At 64.9% G+C, this 14,798-nt stretch carries 14 protein-coding genes; 11 read left to right on the top strand and 3 right to left on the bottom strand.

Annotation, left to right across the window (positions count from 1 at the left end; all coding sequences use genetic code 11):
* Positions 1-95 precede the first annotated feature (95 nt).
* Entirely contained in the window at positions 96-293 is a 198-nt protein-coding gene (locus tag N2604_RS02190) for a Trm112 family protein (protein WP_225135539.1), read from the top strand.
* Positions 294-393: 100 nt separating this feature from the next.
* On the opposite strand, the gene N2604_RS02185 is transcribed toward N2604_RS02190, so the two are convergent.
* On the bottom strand, positions 394-1,614 hold the full coding sequence (locus N2604_RS02185; protein WP_260373585.1) for a ubiquinone biosynthesis hydroxylase: 1,221 nt from the start codon (positions 1,612-1,614) through the stop codon (positions 394-396).
* A gap of 205 nt (positions 1,615-1,819) precedes the next feature.
* Between N2604_RS02185 and tesB the strand changes: the two genes are divergently transcribed.
* Positions 1,820-2,683 (top strand): acyl-CoA thioesterase II, encoded by an 864-nt coding sequence (tesB, locus tag N2604_RS02180; protein WP_260373584.1) that lies wholly within the window; start codon positions 1,820-1,822, stop codon positions 2,681-2,683.
* 40 nt (positions 2,684-2,723) lie between these two features.
* On the opposite strand, the gene N2604_RS02175 is transcribed toward tesB, so the two are convergent.
* On the bottom strand, positions 2,724-3,611 hold the full coding sequence (locus N2604_RS02175; protein WP_260373583.1) for a DUF4339 domain-containing protein: 888 nt from the start codon (positions 3,609-3,611) through the stop codon (positions 2,724-2,726).
* Positions 3,612-3,859: 248 nt separating this feature from the next.
* Here N2604_RS02175 and N2604_RS02170 point away from each other — a divergent pair, with 248 nt between their 5' ends.
* The 9 genes from N2604_RS02170 to N2604_RS02130 all read left to right on the top strand — a co-directional run bounded on the left by N2604_RS02170 (position 3,860) and on the right by N2604_RS02130 (position 14,203).
* The gene (locus N2604_RS02170; RefSeq protein ID WP_018323564.1) at positions 3,860-4,198 is read left to right on the top strand and encodes a P-II family nitrogen regulator; all 339 of its coding nucleotides are present in this window, start codon (positions 3,860-3,862) and stop codon (positions 4,196-4,198) included.
* A gap of 128 nt (positions 4,199-4,326) precedes the next feature.
* Positions 4,327-5,628, top strand: coding sequence for an ammonium transporter (locus tag N2604_RS02165; protein ID WP_260373582.1), 1,302 nt, complete (start codon positions 4,327-4,329; stop codon positions 5,626-5,628).
* 310 nt (positions 5,629-5,938) lie between these two features.
* The gene (locus tag N2604_RS02160) at positions 5,939-6,277 is read left to right on the top strand and encodes a P-II family nitrogen regulator (RefSeq protein ID WP_008142813.1); all 339 of its coding nucleotides are present in this window, start codon (positions 5,939-5,941) and stop codon (positions 6,275-6,277) included.
* A 37-nt stretch (positions 6,278-6,314) separates the two neighbouring features.
* Positions 6,315-7,763, top strand: a complete 1,449-nt coding sequence (locus N2604_RS02155; RefSeq protein ID WP_260373581.1) for an ammonium transporter — start codon at positions 6,315-6,317, stop codon at positions 7,761-7,763.
* Between the two features lie 205 nt (positions 7,764-7,968).
* Entirely contained in the window at positions 7,969-8,373 is a 405-nt protein-coding gene (locus N2604_RS02150; protein ID WP_197963842.1) for a GFA family protein, read from the top strand.
* Between the two features lie 266 nt (positions 8,374-8,639).
* Positions 8,640-9,854, top strand: coding sequence for an aminotransferase class I/II-fold pyridoxal phosphate-dependent enzyme (locus N2604_RS02145; RefSeq protein ID WP_260373580.1), 1,215 nt, complete (start codon positions 8,640-8,642; stop codon positions 9,852-9,854).
* Positions 9,855-9,863: 9 nt separating this feature from the next.
* Positions 9,864-12,344 (top strand): DNA translocase FtsK, encoded by a 2,481-nt coding sequence (locus tag N2604_RS02140; RefSeq protein ID WP_260373579.1) that lies wholly within the window; start codon positions 9,864-9,866, stop codon positions 12,342-12,344.
* A gap of 152 nt (positions 12,345-12,496) precedes the next feature.
* On the top strand, positions 12,497-13,255 hold the full coding sequence (locus N2604_RS02135) for an outer membrane lipoprotein carrier protein LolA (protein ID WP_260373578.1): 759 nt from the start codon (positions 12,497-12,499) through the stop codon (positions 13,253-13,255).
* 132 nt (positions 13,256-13,387) lie between these two features.
* Entirely contained in the window at positions 13,388-14,203 is an 816-nt protein-coding gene (locus N2604_RS02130) for an exodeoxyribonuclease III (protein WP_260373577.1), read from the top strand.
* 108 nt (positions 14,204-14,311) lie between these two features.
* Here N2604_RS02130 and N2604_RS02125 read toward each other — a convergent pair whose 3' ends face one another.
* On the bottom strand, positions 14,312-14,755 hold the full coding sequence (locus N2604_RS02125) for a cyclic nucleotide-binding domain-containing protein (RefSeq protein WP_018646009.1): 444 nt from the start codon (positions 14,753-14,755) through the stop codon (positions 14,312-14,314).
* Positions 14,756-14,798 lie beyond the last annotated feature (43 nt).

Raw genomic sequence — 14,798 nt, 5'->3', positions numbered from 1 at the left:
GGCTTTCCGGAAAGATCATGCGTAAACAACAACCTGAACCCCTGATGGCGGGTGCGAATTTCTATGGTAAAGGCAAGCGAGTGCCGGAGACTGCCATGAACGCGCCCACCGAACGTCCCGAAGCCAGCGTCGATCCCAAATTGCTGGAGATCCTGGTCTGCCCGCTGACCAAGGGCCCGCTCGAATTCGACTCCGAGCGGCAGGAGCTGATCTCGCGCAGCGCCAAGCTCGCCTATCCCATTCGCGACGGCATCCCGATCATGCTGCCGGAAGAGGCGCGCAAGATCGATTGATTCTTGTAGCCTGGATGGAGCGCAGCGAAATCCGGGACTTTCCGCGTTGATGCACCGGCCCCGGATTGCGCTGCGCTCCATCCGGGCTACGAAGCTTCGCTTACAACGCCTCGCCCTTCAACAGCCGCGGCACCTCGCCGGTCAGGCCTGCGGCCTGACGGATGAAGAGATTCTTCAGCGGCGGGGCGCGGTCGACGAGGCCGAGGCCGATGTCGCGTACCGTGCGCAGCAGCGTCGACTGGTTGGAGAACAGGAAGTTCAGCGAGTTGGTGGCGACGCCCATCGCCACTGTGTCGAAGCGGCGCCAGCGCTGGTAGCGTTCGAGCACGTCCGCCCCGCCGATATCCATGCCGAGCCGCGCGGCATCGACCACCACTTCCGCCAGCGCAGCGACGTCCTTCAGGCCCATGTTGAGGCCCTGACCCGCGATCGGATGGATGACATGGGCGGCATCGCCGACCAGCGCGAGCCGCTCGGCGACGAAGGACCGCGCGACGAAATAAGACAGCGGAAATGCCCGCGGCTTGTCGAGCGCCTTGACCTCGCCGAGATGCAGGCCGAAGCGCTGCTCGAGCTCCGCGTGGAATTCCTCCTCGCTGAGGCCGATGATGCGCGCGGCCTCAGTGCGGCGCTCGGTCCACACCAGCGACGAGCGTTTTCCGGTGAGCGGCAGGATCGCGAAGGGACCGGCCGGCAAGAAGTGCTCTTCGGCGCGGCCTTCATGGTCGCGCTCGTGGCCGACGGTGACGACGATGCCGGATTGGTCGTACTCCCAGCCATGGGTGACGATGCCGGCGCGCTCGCGCAATTTCGAGCGCGCGCCATCGGCGGCGACCAAGAGGCTCGCGGCGATCACACTGCCGTCGCCGAGCGTGACGTCGATGCCGTCGGAGCGGGCATCGTAAGACGCGACCGGGGTGGCGCGGAGATCGATGCCCTCGGCCTCCGCTCGCACCACCAGCGTATCGATCAGGCGGCGGTTCTCGACCATATGTGCGAAGGGCTCGCCCGGCGCCACGTCGCCGGCAAAGTTCAGGAACACCGGTCGGGTGGCGTCCTCCAGCCTGGAATCGGTGACGACCATGTCGAGGATCGGCTGCGCCTCGCCCCGGACGTCGTCCCAGGCACCGATCGTCTCGAACAGGCGGCGGCAGGCGGCCACGATCGCGGTGGCGCGGGGGTCGCGGCTCGGCCGCGTGCCGAGCGCGGGATCGGCGACGACGACGGGGATCTCGGGCCCGAGCCCCTGGCGCAGCGCCAAGGCCAGCGCGAGCCCGGCAAACGCGCCGCCGCCAATGACAATGCTACCCTGTACCGACATACCAAGCTTCCCGGTCAATTCTCGGTCTTGCTAGCAGACTTGAGCTGGGCGAAACAGTGCGGTGAAACGAGGGCGGCTAGCCCCTCGTTCCGTCATTCCGGGGCGCGCAACGCGCGAAACCCGGAATCCAGAGGTTTATCAGCTCGAGATTCCGGGTTCGCACTGCGTGCGCCCCGGAATGACGCATCATTAGAAAGCGCAAGTCATGTCCAAAGGCCTGATCGACCTGATCGCGATCCTCGACCTCGAGCAGCTCGAGGTGAACCTGTTCCGCGGCAACAGCCCGAAGACGAGCTGGCAGCGGGTGTTCGGCGGCCAGGTGATCGGGCAGGCGATGGTCGCGGCCTGCCGCACCGTCGAGGGCCGGCTGCCGCATTCGCTGCATTGTTATTTCATCCTGCCGGGCGATCCGCAGATCCCGATCATCTACCAGGTCGAGCGTCTGCGCGACGGCAAGAGCTATTCGACCCGCCGCGTCACCGCGATCCAGCACGGCAACGCGATCTTCTCGATCATGGTGTCGTTCCACGCCGACGAGGACACCGCGTTCGACCACCAGGACAAGATGCCGGACGTGCCGCCGCCGGAAAAGCTCACGGCGGAGGAGGTGGCTAAGCAGCCGATGTTCAAGGAGATGCCGGACTTCATCCGCCGCTACTACGAATCCGATCGGCCGATCGAGCTGCGCCCGGTCGAGCTCGGCCGTTACTTCGGCCAGAAGATCGACGACGGCCGCATCCACGTCTGGATCAAGACCGCCGCGAAGCTGCCCGACGACCCGGCGCTGCACATGTGCGCGCTCGCCTACGCCTCGGACTTCTCGCTGCTCGACGCGATCATGGCGCGCTATGGCCGTACGCTGTTCGACAAGCGCATGATGCCGGCGAGCCTCGACCACGCGATGTGGTTTCACCGCCCGTTCCGCGCCGACGAATGGCTGCTCTATGCGCAGGATTCGCCGAGCGCGCAATCGGGCCGCGGCCTGACCCGGGGCTCGATCTTCAAGCCGGACGGCACGCTGGTCGCCTCCGTCGCACAGGAAGGCTCGGTGCGCGAGCGGAAGGCCTGATCGCTTCAAGCGCGACGAGTAGCGCTTGAAGCCTCTCAGATCATGCCCCCAGCGCGCCGCGCGGCGCGAGCTCGGTCTGCGAGGCGAACCAGTTCATGATCCAGCGATACACCCACGGGATCGGGATGATGAGGCTGCACAGGATCGCAGCCACGATGCCGCGCCAGAGAATGTCGAGACCCGAGCCCTTGAATATGATCTCGCGCCGCGTGCCTTCGATGCTGCGGCAGAACCAGCGCATCTGGGCCGCAGCCACCCAGGCCCAGCCGATGATGGTGATAATGGAAATCGCGAACAGCAGATTCCAGCCGATATAGGCCCAGACCGAGCCGGTGAAGCTCAAGCCCAGCGGCTGCTCGTTGGAGGCGAGGTTCGCGATCATCCATTTGATCAGCAGCCAGTAGAGCACGATCTGGACGATAAACAGCAGATTGCTGAGCAACTGGCTGCCGACGAAGCCGAGCGCGATCGCCAGAACGATGAAGCCGAAAAACCAGGGCACCAGCGTCATCGCGCTGCCGGTGAAGCTGAGATTGGGGCGCCCGGGGACCTTGATGCAGGGCACGATCCATTTCGTGTACCAGACGAACAGCCATGGCACTGGGATGATGAAGCACGAGCCGATCGCGAGCACGAGCGTGCGCCAGGTGAAGTCCCAGATGCCAAAATCGACGGCGAGTGATCCGCCGCGCGCTGCGCCGCCGTAACCACCGGCATTCATCATCGGGGGCCCGCCGCCTGGGACCATCGGCGGCGCACCGCCGCCAATCAGGCCGGGAATTTCGGCGGCCTTCTGCCAGCCGGCCATGCCCTCGGTCCACACCAGCGTGTCCGGACGCACGACGCCCTGGGCGACGAGATCGCGGAATTGCCCTTCCGGAAAGGGCCCCTGCTGCTTGCCCTCGGATGCGTAGAACCAACTCGCCATGGAACGTCCCCCTCGAACTTACGTATGTACCGGCCGGGACGCCTGGGTTCACCGCATCCATGCCAAAAATGCATTGTGGAGGATGAACAGCTGCCCTGTACAGAGGCGGCCGTTCACATGACCGCCCTTGGCCAAACGTTTTTCCGCTTCAATCTGCAACTTTTTTGTGCCATTTGCCCGGAAAGATGCCAGATTGACGCAGCGCCGGGGACATGCGGCGCAGCGCATCCCGGGGAATAGGTCTGACCATGAAACTCGTCGTCGCCATCATCAAACCCTTCAAGCTCGATGAGGTCCGCCAGGCCCTGACGGCGATCGGCGTGCACGGCATGACCGTGACCGAGGTGAAGGGCTATGGCCGTCAGAAGGGCCACACCGAGATCTATCGCGGCGCCGAATATGTCGTGAACTTCCTGCCGAAGCTGCGCATCGAGATCGCGGTCGCCTCCGACGTCGCCGACAAGGCGGTCGCCGTGATCACCTCGACGGCCCGCACCGGGCAGATCGGTGACGGCAAGATCTTCGTCACGCCGATCGACCACGCGCTGCGCATCCGCACCGGCGAGACCGACAGCGACGCGCTCTGAATTCTGTTTGACGCGTTTTTCCTGCGCGAGCCGGTATCCGCTTCGCTCGAAAACGCCTTGATCTTCTTCGATCGCACCGGGCAACGACGCCACAGCGTGCGACGCCAATTGATGCCGGGGGGAATGACATGGCGGGATTGTTGCGCCGCGCAGCTGCTATGGCTGCGCCGATGGGAGTTGCGTTGGTGATGGCCGCGCCGGCGCACGCGCAGGCCAACGAGATCAACACCGCCGACACGGCCTGGATGATCGTCGCGACAGCGCTGGTGCTGATGATGACGATCCCGGGACTTGCGCTGTTCTATTCCGGCATGGTGCGCAAGAAGAACGTGCTCGCCACCATGGCGCAGAGCCTCGCCGCGGTGACGCTGATCTCCATTCTCTGGGTGGCGTTCGGCTATTCGCTGTGCTTCGTCGGCGACGGCCCCTGGATCGGCACGCTCGATCGCTGGTTTCTCGCCGGCATGACCATGGACAGCGTCAATCCGGCGGCGAAGACCATCCCGGAAGCGTTGTTCATGCTGTACCAGATGACGTTTGCCATCATCACGGTGGCGCTGGTCGCGGGCTCGGTCGCCGACCGGATGCGGTTCTCCGCCTATCTGCTGTTCTCGGTCGCCTGGTTCATCTTCGTCTACATTCCGCTGGCGCATTGGGTGTGGGGCGGCGGTTTCCTCGCCAGCATGGGCGTCCTCGATTTCGCCGGCGGTCTCGTCGTGCATCTGTCCGCCGGCACCGGCGGCCTCGTTGCGGCCAAGGTGATGGGACGCCGTCAAGGCTACGGCACCGAGAATCTCTCGCCGTTCGATCTGTCGCTCGCGGTGATGGGCACCGGCCTGTTGTGGGTCGGCTGGTTCGGCTTCAACGGCGGCTCGGCGCTCGGGGCGAACTCACGCGCGGTGATGGCGATCATCGCGACCCATCTTGCCGCCTGCGCGGGCGCGCTGACCTGGGGCGCGATCGAATGGTCGACGCGGCGCAAGCCCTCGGTGCTCGGCATGATCTCCGGCGCGGTCGCAGGTCTCGGCACCATCACGCCGGCCTCGGGCTTCGTCGCGCCATGGCACGGCATCGTCATCGGCATCATTGCCGGTGCGGTCTGCTACTGGGCCTGTACCTGGCTGAAGCACCGCTTCGACTACGACGATTCGCTCGACGTCTTCGGCGTCCACGGCATCGGCGGCCTGACCGGGACCCTGCTCGGCGGCGTGTTCGCCACCAGCGCCATCGGCGGCACCGCCGGCCTGCTGGAGGGCCATCCGCAGCAGCTCCTGATCCAGTTTTATGGGGTCGCCGTGACCTTTGTCTGGTCGGCGGGCGTCAGTTTCATCCTGCTCAAGCTGGTCGGCCTGTTCGTGCCCTTGCGCGTATCCCGTGAGCACGAGCTTGAGGGGCTGGATATTTCGCAGCACGGTGAAGCCCTGCAATAGGCGCCGATGCTACGTAATTACCTTCCTGCTGCCCGACACGTGAGCAACATTGTGTCGGGAGGCTGTCTTGCCCGCATTTTGAGCAGGCGTGACCACGTTTTGAGCGCGACGTAATACCGCACTGCGTTGCCATACCCGTCAAACGCGAAAACGCCCGTCTTCATAATCCGTTAGGCAACACGCCTGATCTGGCACGGCATTTGATTCTAGGGGTCCCGGCTGTGCCCGCGTAGTGAAACTTCTCCCTCGTGGCGAACCAGTCGAGAACGCCCGGCCACGTCCGGACCGGGCCCAAGCGGGGATAGGACCCATGAAAATTGTTATGGCGATCATCAAGCCATTCAAGCTTGAAGAAGTCCGTGACGCCCTGACCGCCATCGGCGTTCACGGTCTCACGGTGACGGAAGTCAAGGGGTATGGCCGCCAGAAGGGCCATACGGAAATCTATCGCGGTGCCGAATATGCCGTGAGCTTCCTGCCCAAGATCAAGATCGAGGTCGCTGTCGCCTCCGACCAGGTCGACAAGACCATCGACGCCATCACGTCCGCGGCGAAAACCGGACAGATCGGCGACGGCAAGATCTTCGTCATCAACCTCGACCACGCGGTGCGCATCCGCACCGGCGAGGCCGATGCCGCGGCCCTCTGATTTCGCGCTCAACCTTATCCAAGCAGGAGTAAACAATATGACGTTCAAGCGTCCCTATGGCGCGGGATTGGCGGCTCTCGCAGTCGGCCTGTTCGCTGCGACCGCAGCCTACGCCGAGCCAACGGTCAACAAGGGAGACAACGCCTGGATGCTGACATCGACAGTGCTGGTGCTGTTGATGACGATCCCCGGCCTCGCACTGTTCTACGGCGGTCTCGTCCGTTCCAAGAACATGCTCTCGGTCCTGATGCAGGTGTTCTATACCGTCTGCGTCGTCACCGTGATCTGGGCCGTGTACGGCTACAGCCTCGCCTTCACCGGCGGCTCCGACTTCATCGGCGGCTTCTCCAAGGCCTTCATGATGGGCGTCACCACCGATTCGAAGGCCGCGACCTTCTCGGTCGACGCCAACATCTCGGAGCTCATCTATGTGTGCTTCCAGATGACCTTCGCCGCGATCACGCCCGCCCTCATCGTCGGCGCCTTCGCCGAGCGTATGAAGTTCTCGGCGATCGCTCTGTTCATCCCGCTCTGGGTCACGCTGATCTACTTCCCGATCGCGCACATGGTCTGGTACTGGCCCGGCCCGGACATGATCCAGGACGCTGCCAAGGCGCTCGCTGCGGCGGGTGATGCGGCGGCGAAGACTGCGGCGCAGGCCAAGCTCGACGAGATCAACGCCGACGCCGGCTGGATCTTCAAGATGGGCGCCATCGACTTCGCGGGCGGCACCGTGGTGCACATCAACGCCGGCATCGCAGGCCTCGTCGGCGCTCTCCTGATCGGCAAGCGCGTCGGCTACGGCAAGGAGCTGATGGCTCCGCACTCGCTGACCATGTCGATGATCGGCGCCTCGCTGCTCTGGGTCGGCTGGTTCGGCTTCAACGCCGGCTCCAACCTCGAAGCCAGCGGCGGCGCTGCGCTCGCCATGACCAACTCCTTCGTCGCCACCGCGGCCGCTGCGCTGTCGTGGATGTTCGCGGAGTGGATCATCAAGGGCCATCCCTCCGTGCTGGGCGTCATCTCCGGCGCTGTCGCGGGCCTCGTGGCCGTCACGCCTGCGGCCGGCTTCGCCGGCGTCATGGGCGCGATCGTCCTCGGCCTTGTGGTCGGCGTGGTCTGCCTGTTCTTCTGCACCGTCGTGAAGAACGCACTCGGCTACGATGACTCGCTCGACGTGTTCGGCGTGCACTGCATCGGCGGCATCGTCGGCGCCATCGGCACCGGCATTCTCGTCAACCCCGCCCTCGGCGGCGCCGGCATCATCGACTACACCGCGATCCCGCCGAAGGTCGCCGACTACGACTTCACGGTCCAGGTGCTTGCTCAGCTCAAGGCTGTCGCCACCACGCTGGTGTGGTCGGGCGTCGGTTCGGCGATCCTCTACAAGGTCGTCGATGTGATCGTTGGCCTCCGCGCCAATGTCGAGAGCGAGCGTGAAGGCCTCGACATCACCGAGCACACCGAGCGCGCCTACAACATGTAACCCTCTCCTCCCGGGCGCGGTCTCTTCTGAGACCGCGTCCACAACTACGGTTCGGGCACATACCCGGCAATGCCCTGGCCGTTGAGGGGCTCCAGCGCAAGCTGGAGCCCCTTTCTTTTGACGCGGGGCGTTGAAGAATAGCATTGCCATTCCGCGCGGCCGGCGCAGAAATATCGACCACAAAGATAACAATCGGGAGGTCGTCATGCGCTTGGAAGGTGGATGCTATTGCGGCGAGGTGCGCTACGTGGCCGAGGGCGACGCGATGATGCAGGCGCAGTGTCATTGCCGCGAGTGCCAGTACATCTCGGGCGGCGCGCCCAACACCTTCATCGCGATGCCGGCGGCCGGCTTCACCTACATCACCGGTCAACCCAAGCAGTTCACGCGCAAGGACCTCGAGCGCGCCGTCACGCGCGAATTCTGCGCCGAATGCGGCACGCATCTCGTGACCAAGGTTCCGGGCCTGCCCGCCGCGATCCTGAAGGTCGGCACGCTCGACGAACCGGCGCAGTTCCAGCCGCAGATGGCGATCTACACCTGCGACATGCAGGAATTCCACACCATCCCCGCAGGAATGAAGACGTTCGAGAAGCTGCCGGGGCGCTGAGCGCGCTTATGCCGCCAAACTCGTCATGCCCGGGCTTGTCCCGGGCATCCACGTTCTTGGATGTCGCGCCGGAAAGGCCGTGGGTGGCCGGGACAGGCCCGGCCATGACGTCGCCGAAACATCCGGCCCCATTATTCCCGCTCTGGACGGGGTCGGCGGCCGATGGTTAATCGCGTCTTAACCTCGCCCTATCTATGGTGAACTGAACCGCTTCCCGCCGGCGCCTTGGTGCGACCGGCCGTTCCAAGAGTACTGGCGCCCAACGAATGGCTCTGACCGCTTCATCCCGTGCGCCGCAGGGCGGTAATGGCTCCGATTCCGAACGCTCGCCCTTCGTCCGGCTGAACGAGCTGCTGGCCCCGCATCAGCCGGGCAAGCCTTTGATTTCGCTTGCGGTCGGCGAGCCCCAGCATCCCGTACCCGACTTCGTCGGCCCGGTGCTGGCCAAGCACATCGCGGATTTCGGCCGCTACCCGATGAACCAGGGCACCGAGCCGTTCCGCAACGCCGCCGGCGCATGGCTGTCATCGCGTTTCAAGCTGCCGCGGTCGCTCGACCCCCGAAGCGAGATTCTCGTCCTCAATGGCAGCCGCGAGGGGCTGTTCCTCGCCGCGATCGCCGCCGCCCGCTATGTCGGCCCGCGTCCAGGCAAGCCCGCGATCCTGATGCCGAACCCGTTCTATCCGGTCTACGGTGCGGGTGCTCTTGCGGCCGCTTGCGAGCCGGTCCATCTGCCGACGACAGTCGAGAACGGCTTCCTGCCCGATCTCGACGCCATCGACGAAGCGACGCTGGCGCGCACGGTGGCGTTCTATCTGGCTTCGCCCGCCAATCCGCAGGGCTCGGTCGCGAGCCCCGATTATTTCAAGCGCTTGAAGCAGCTCGCCGACCGCTATGGCTTCGTGATCCTCAGCGACGAATGTTATTCCGAGATCTACACCCGCGAGGCTCCCGGCAGCGCACTGGAATGCGCCGGCCCCGACTTCACGCGCGTGATCGCGTTCCAGTCGCTGTCCAAGCGCTCCAACCTGCCGGGCCTGCGCGTCGGCTTCGCCGCCGGCGACAGGAAATTCATCGGCATGTTCCTCGAGCTGCGCAACATCGCAGCGCCCCAGGTGCCGGTGCCGCTGCAGCATGTCGCGACGGTCGCCTACGGCGACGAGGCGCATGTCGAGGAGAATCGGCGGCTGTACCGCATCAAGTTCGATCTCGCCGACCAGATCATCGGCAATCGTTACGGCTATCGCCGGCCCGATGCCGGCTTCTGCGTCTGGCTCAACACCTCCGAGATCGGCGACGACGTGTCGGTGACGCTCAAGCTGTTCAGGGAAGCTGGCGTGCGCGTGGTGCCCGGCAGCTTCCTGGCGCGACGGCAGCCTGACGGATTCAATCCCGGCGCAGGCTATATCCGCCTCGCGCTGGTGCAGGACGGCGAGACCACGGCGCAGGCGCTGCACCGGCTGGTCGAGACTCTGGGTTAGGCGGGGCCCGTGAGCATGTCGGCAATCGAACGCGTCATTCCTCTGGTCGGCCATCTGCCGCCCTCGATCCGCGAGGGGCTGGCGCGGCGCATGCGCGAGCTCACCGGCCTCGGCCTGATCGCGCTGGCGGGCGTCGCCGCGGCGGCGCTGATGACGTGGTCGGTGCAGGATCCCAGCCTCAGCCACGCGACCTCGCGGCCGATCCGCAACATCCTCGGCTATGCCGGCGCGATCGGCGCCGATCTCGCGATGCAGATCCTGGGGCTCGGCGCGATCATGCTGGTCCTGACCGTTGCGGTCTGGGGCTGGCGCATGATGACGCATCGCCCGTTCGATCGCGAGGCGCTGCGGCTCGGCTCCTGGATTCTCTGCACGGTGATCGCGGCAGGCTTCGTCAGTTGCTTTCAGCATGGCGGTGCCTGGCCGCTGCCGACCGGCCTCGGCGGCGTGGTCGGCGATGCGCTGGTGCGCGCGCCCGCGGTGATCTTCGGACCGGCCGGCATGATCTATCGCATCGTGCTGGGCACGATCCTGTTCGCCGCGATGACCGCGACCTTCCTGATCGCCTGCGGCCTCGGCGCACGCGAGCATGACGACGAGCTCGCGGAGATCGAGGACGACGACAAGCCGCTCGACGAAGACGAGGAGAGCGATCGCGGCTCGGTCTCGCTGGGCTGGCTGTTCCATGCGCTGATGAGCACCAAGGCGCGGCTGATCTGGCTGCTTGGCGCTGCCTACCGCTCGCTGGTCTCGAGCGGTCCGAAGACCAAGGCGGTCGCCTTCAGCCGCCAGGAGCCGAATCTCGGCGGCAGCCGCTCCGCGCCGTCGATCTCGCCGCAGTCTCACGACGAGGACGACGAGGACGAGCACGAAGAGGACGTGGACGACGAGGAGGAGGAAGAGGAGGAGCCCGCCGCGCGTGCTCCGAAGAAGAAGGCTGCGCCGAAGGCCGCTTCCAAGAAATCCTCCGACAAGTTCGATCTTCCCTCCGTCTCCATGCTGGCCGCACCGAAGGCCGGCGATCGCCAGCCGCTCAGCAAGGCCGAGCTGGAGAACAATTCCCGTTCGCTCGAAGGCGTGCTGCAGGATTTCGGCGTGCGCGGCGAGATCGTGAAGGCCAATCCGGGTCCCGTCGTTACGCTGTACGAGCTGGAGCCGGCGCCGGGCATCAAGTCCTCGCGCGTGATCGGCCTTGCCGACGACATCGCCCGCTCGATGAGCGCGCTGTCGGCGCGCGTCGCCGTCGTGCCCGGGCGCAACGCGATCGGCATCGAGCTGCCGAACGCGCATCGCGAGAAGGTCTACTTGCGCGAATTGCTGGTGGCGAAGGAGGCGACCGAGACGGTTGCAAAGCTGCCGCTCTGCCTTGGCAAGACCATTGGCGGCGAACCCGTCATCATCGACCTCGCGCGCACGCCGCACATGCTGATCGCCGGTACCACCGGCTCGGGCAAGTCGGTCGCGATCAACACCATGATCCTCAGCCTGGTCTACAGGCTGCGCCCGGACCAGTGCCGCCTGATCATGGTCGATCCGAAGATGCTCGAGCTCTCCGTCTATGACGGCATCCCCCATCTGCTCACGCCTGTCGTGACCGATCCGAAGAAGGCGGTGGTCGCACTGAAATGGGCCGTGCGCGAGATGGAGGAGCGCTACAAGAACATGGCCAAGCTCGGTGTGCGCAACATCGACGGCTACAACACGCGCCTGCTCGAATTGAAGGCCAAGGGCGAGGAGCCGACGCGCACGGTGCACACCGGCTTCGACAAGGAGACCGGCAAGGCGATTTACGAGGAAGAGAAGCTCTCGCTCGACCCGCTGCCCTACATCGTCATCATCGTCGACGAAATGGCCGACCTGATGATGGTCGCCGGCAAGGACATCGAAGGCGCGGTGCAGCGCCTCGCGCAGATGGCGCGCGCCGCAGGCCTGCATGTGATCCTGGCGACGCAGCGTCCGTCGGTCGACGTCATCACCGGCACCATCAAGGCGAACTTCCCGACCCGCATCGCCTTCCAGGTCACGTCCAAGATCGACAGCCGCACCATTCTGGGCGAGATGGGCGCCGAGCAGCTGCTCGGCCAGGGCGACATGCTCTACATGGCGGGCGGTGGCCGTATCAGCCGCGTGCACGGACCGTTCGCCTCCGACGAGGAAGTCGAGAAGGTGGTGCGTCACCTCAAGACGCAAGGACAGCCGGAATATCTCGAAGCCGTCACCGCCGAAGAGCCGACCGAGGACGAGGACGGTGCCGTGTTCGACGCAACCGGCATGGGCGGGGATGGCGGCGGCGATCTCTTCCAGCAGGCGGTTGCGATCGTCAAGCGCGACCGCAAGGCCTCGACCAGCTACATCCAGCGCCGTCTGCAGATCGGCTATAACCGCGCTGCATCGTTGATGGAGCGCATGGAACTGGAGGGCATCGTCGGTCCCGCCAACCATGCCGGCAAGCGCGAGATTCTGGTCGAGGAAGAAGACAGCCATATGTGAGGCGAGGAGCCTCTGAACATCATTTCACGCAAATTCGATATCTGCTTTTGCCCGAAATCACGGTAAAAGGGCGCCCAGCCATACAGGACGACGCGTTGATCAGACATCCGGACATTCGATTCACGGCCTCCATCGCTGCGCGAAGCGCGCGCATGGCCGGCGTGCTTCTCGTCACCGCCGCGATGGTGACCGCTGCGTCGTTCGCGCAGACCGTTCCGGTGCCGAAGCCTGCGCCGAAGGGGCGTGACGGCGGCGCGTCCGCCGGCGGACCGGCCGTCACCGGCGCAACCCAGGCGCCGCCCAACCCCGTAATCCCGGATCCGCGGCGCAACGTTCCGAGCAGCATCTTTCAGACCTTCGATGCCAACCAGAAGGCGCAGGCGGCCAAGGTCAGCGCCTATCTGTCGTCGCTGCAGACATTGGTCGGGAATTTCGTCCAGGTCGGCCCCGACGGTAGCAAGACGCAGGGCGATTTCTACATCCAGAAGCCCGGCAAGGTGCGGTTCGAATACGACGCCCCGAGCCCGATCGACATCATCGCCGACGGATCCTCGCTCGTGGTGCGCGACCGCAAGCTTGCGACCCAGGACATCTATCCGCTGTCGCAGACGCCGCTGCGCTTTCTGTTGTCCGACCGCATCGACCTGATGAAGGACACCAACGTCGTCGCCGTTTCCGCCGACGACGTCTATGTCAGCGTCACCATCGAGGAGAAGCAGGCTCTGGTCGGCACCAGCCGCCTCCTGCTGATGTTCGGCGCCAAGGACGGCCAGCTCAAGCAGTGGACCGTCACCGACCCGCAGGGCTATGACACGACGGTCGCGGTGTACAATCTGGATTCGAGCAAGAAGCTCGACCCCAACATGTTCAAGATCGATTTCACCAATTACGGCACGCCGTCGCCGGGTTGAGAGGTTGATGGCCGCTCGGATGACCGTCATGCCCGGGCTTGTCCCGGGCATCCACGTTTCGGATCGGACAAAAAGACGTGGATGGCCGGGTCAAGCCCGGCCATGACGAATGGAGTTTGTTAGACCGCTCCCATGCGTCTTTCCCTGACAACCTGGAACATCAATTCGGTGCGGCTGCGCATCGACCTGGTCGCGAAGTTTCTCAAGAGCGCGCGGCCGGAGGTGCTGTGCCTGCAGGAGACCAAGTGCATCGACGATGCCTTTCCGCTGAAGCGCTTCAAGCGGCTCGGCTACGAGCACGTCGCGCTGAACGGGCAGAAGGGCTATCACGGCGTCGCCATCGTCTCGAAGATCCCATTCGAATCGAAGGACATCCGCACCTTCTGCGACAAGATCGATTCACGCCACATCTCGGTGTCGTTCGGCGAGAAGGCGGGCATCGCAAAACCGCTGGTGCTGCATAATTTCTACGTGCCCGCGGGCGGCGACATTCCCGATCCCCTCGTGAACGAGAAGTTCGATCACAAGCTCCGCTTCCTCGACGAGATGAAGGCGTGCGAGCCGCTGCATCCGCGCGGTGAGGATCGCCACATCCTGGTCGGTGATCTCAACGTCGCCCCGCACGAGAACGACGTGTGGTCGCACAAGCAGCTTCTGAAAGTCGTCTCGCACACGCCGATCGAAACCGAGAAGCTGAAGGCGGCGCTCGATGCCGGCGAATGGGTCGACGTCGCGCGCGATCGCATTCCGATGTCGGAGAAGGTCTATACGTGGTGGAGCTACCGCTCGCCCGACTGGACGGTCGGCGATCGCGGCCGCAGGCTCGACCACATCTGGGTCTCGCGCGCGCTGAAGGACGCGGTCAGCGATTTCAGGATTCTGCGCGATGCCCGCAGCTGGGAGCGTCCGTCGGACCATGTGCCGGTGACGGTGACGCTGGAGGTGTGAGCTCCCGTAGCCCGGATGGAGCGCAGCGAAATCCGGGATTCTCGCCTGCGGAAAGACTGTCCCGGATTGCAATGCGCTCCATCCGGGCTACAAAACAGAGCGCCGACGTCAGCTCGTCAGCTTCGCACCCGCCATCAGGATATCGCTGGCGATCTGGCTGGAGCGCACCGCGAATTCGTCGCGCAGGCGCACCGCCGCGGCGGGATCGCTTTCGAGCACGCGCTGGAACAGGCTGCGTGCAACGCGGATGACGGAAGAATGCTCCAGCGCGATCGCGCTCGACGGCCGCTTCATCGGCACCACCAGCGCGAGCTCGCCGATCAGTGCGCCGGGGCCGGCGATCATTTCGGCGCCGGCGCCGTCCTCGACCCGGAAGGCGCCGCGCTGGACCACGAAGCCGGCATCGGCGTCGTCGCCGAGATTGAACAGCACGTCGCCGCGGACGAAGTCACGCTGCTCGGAGCCGATCGCCAGCATGCGCAACGAGGCGTCTCCCAACAGGCGCAGTGTCGGGACACGCTCGAGAAGCGCTACATCATCGTCGATTGACATTCAGGTCCGAGGCTCGAGGGCATGCGATCTAAAACGATTCGCA

Source organism: Bradyrhizobium sp. CB1015 (assembly GCF_025200925.1).
Taxonomy (GTDB): domain Bacteria; phylum Pseudomonadota; class Alphaproteobacteria; order Rhizobiales; family Xanthobacteraceae; genus Bradyrhizobium.
This window is presented reverse-complemented; position numbering and strand designations above follow the sequence as displayed.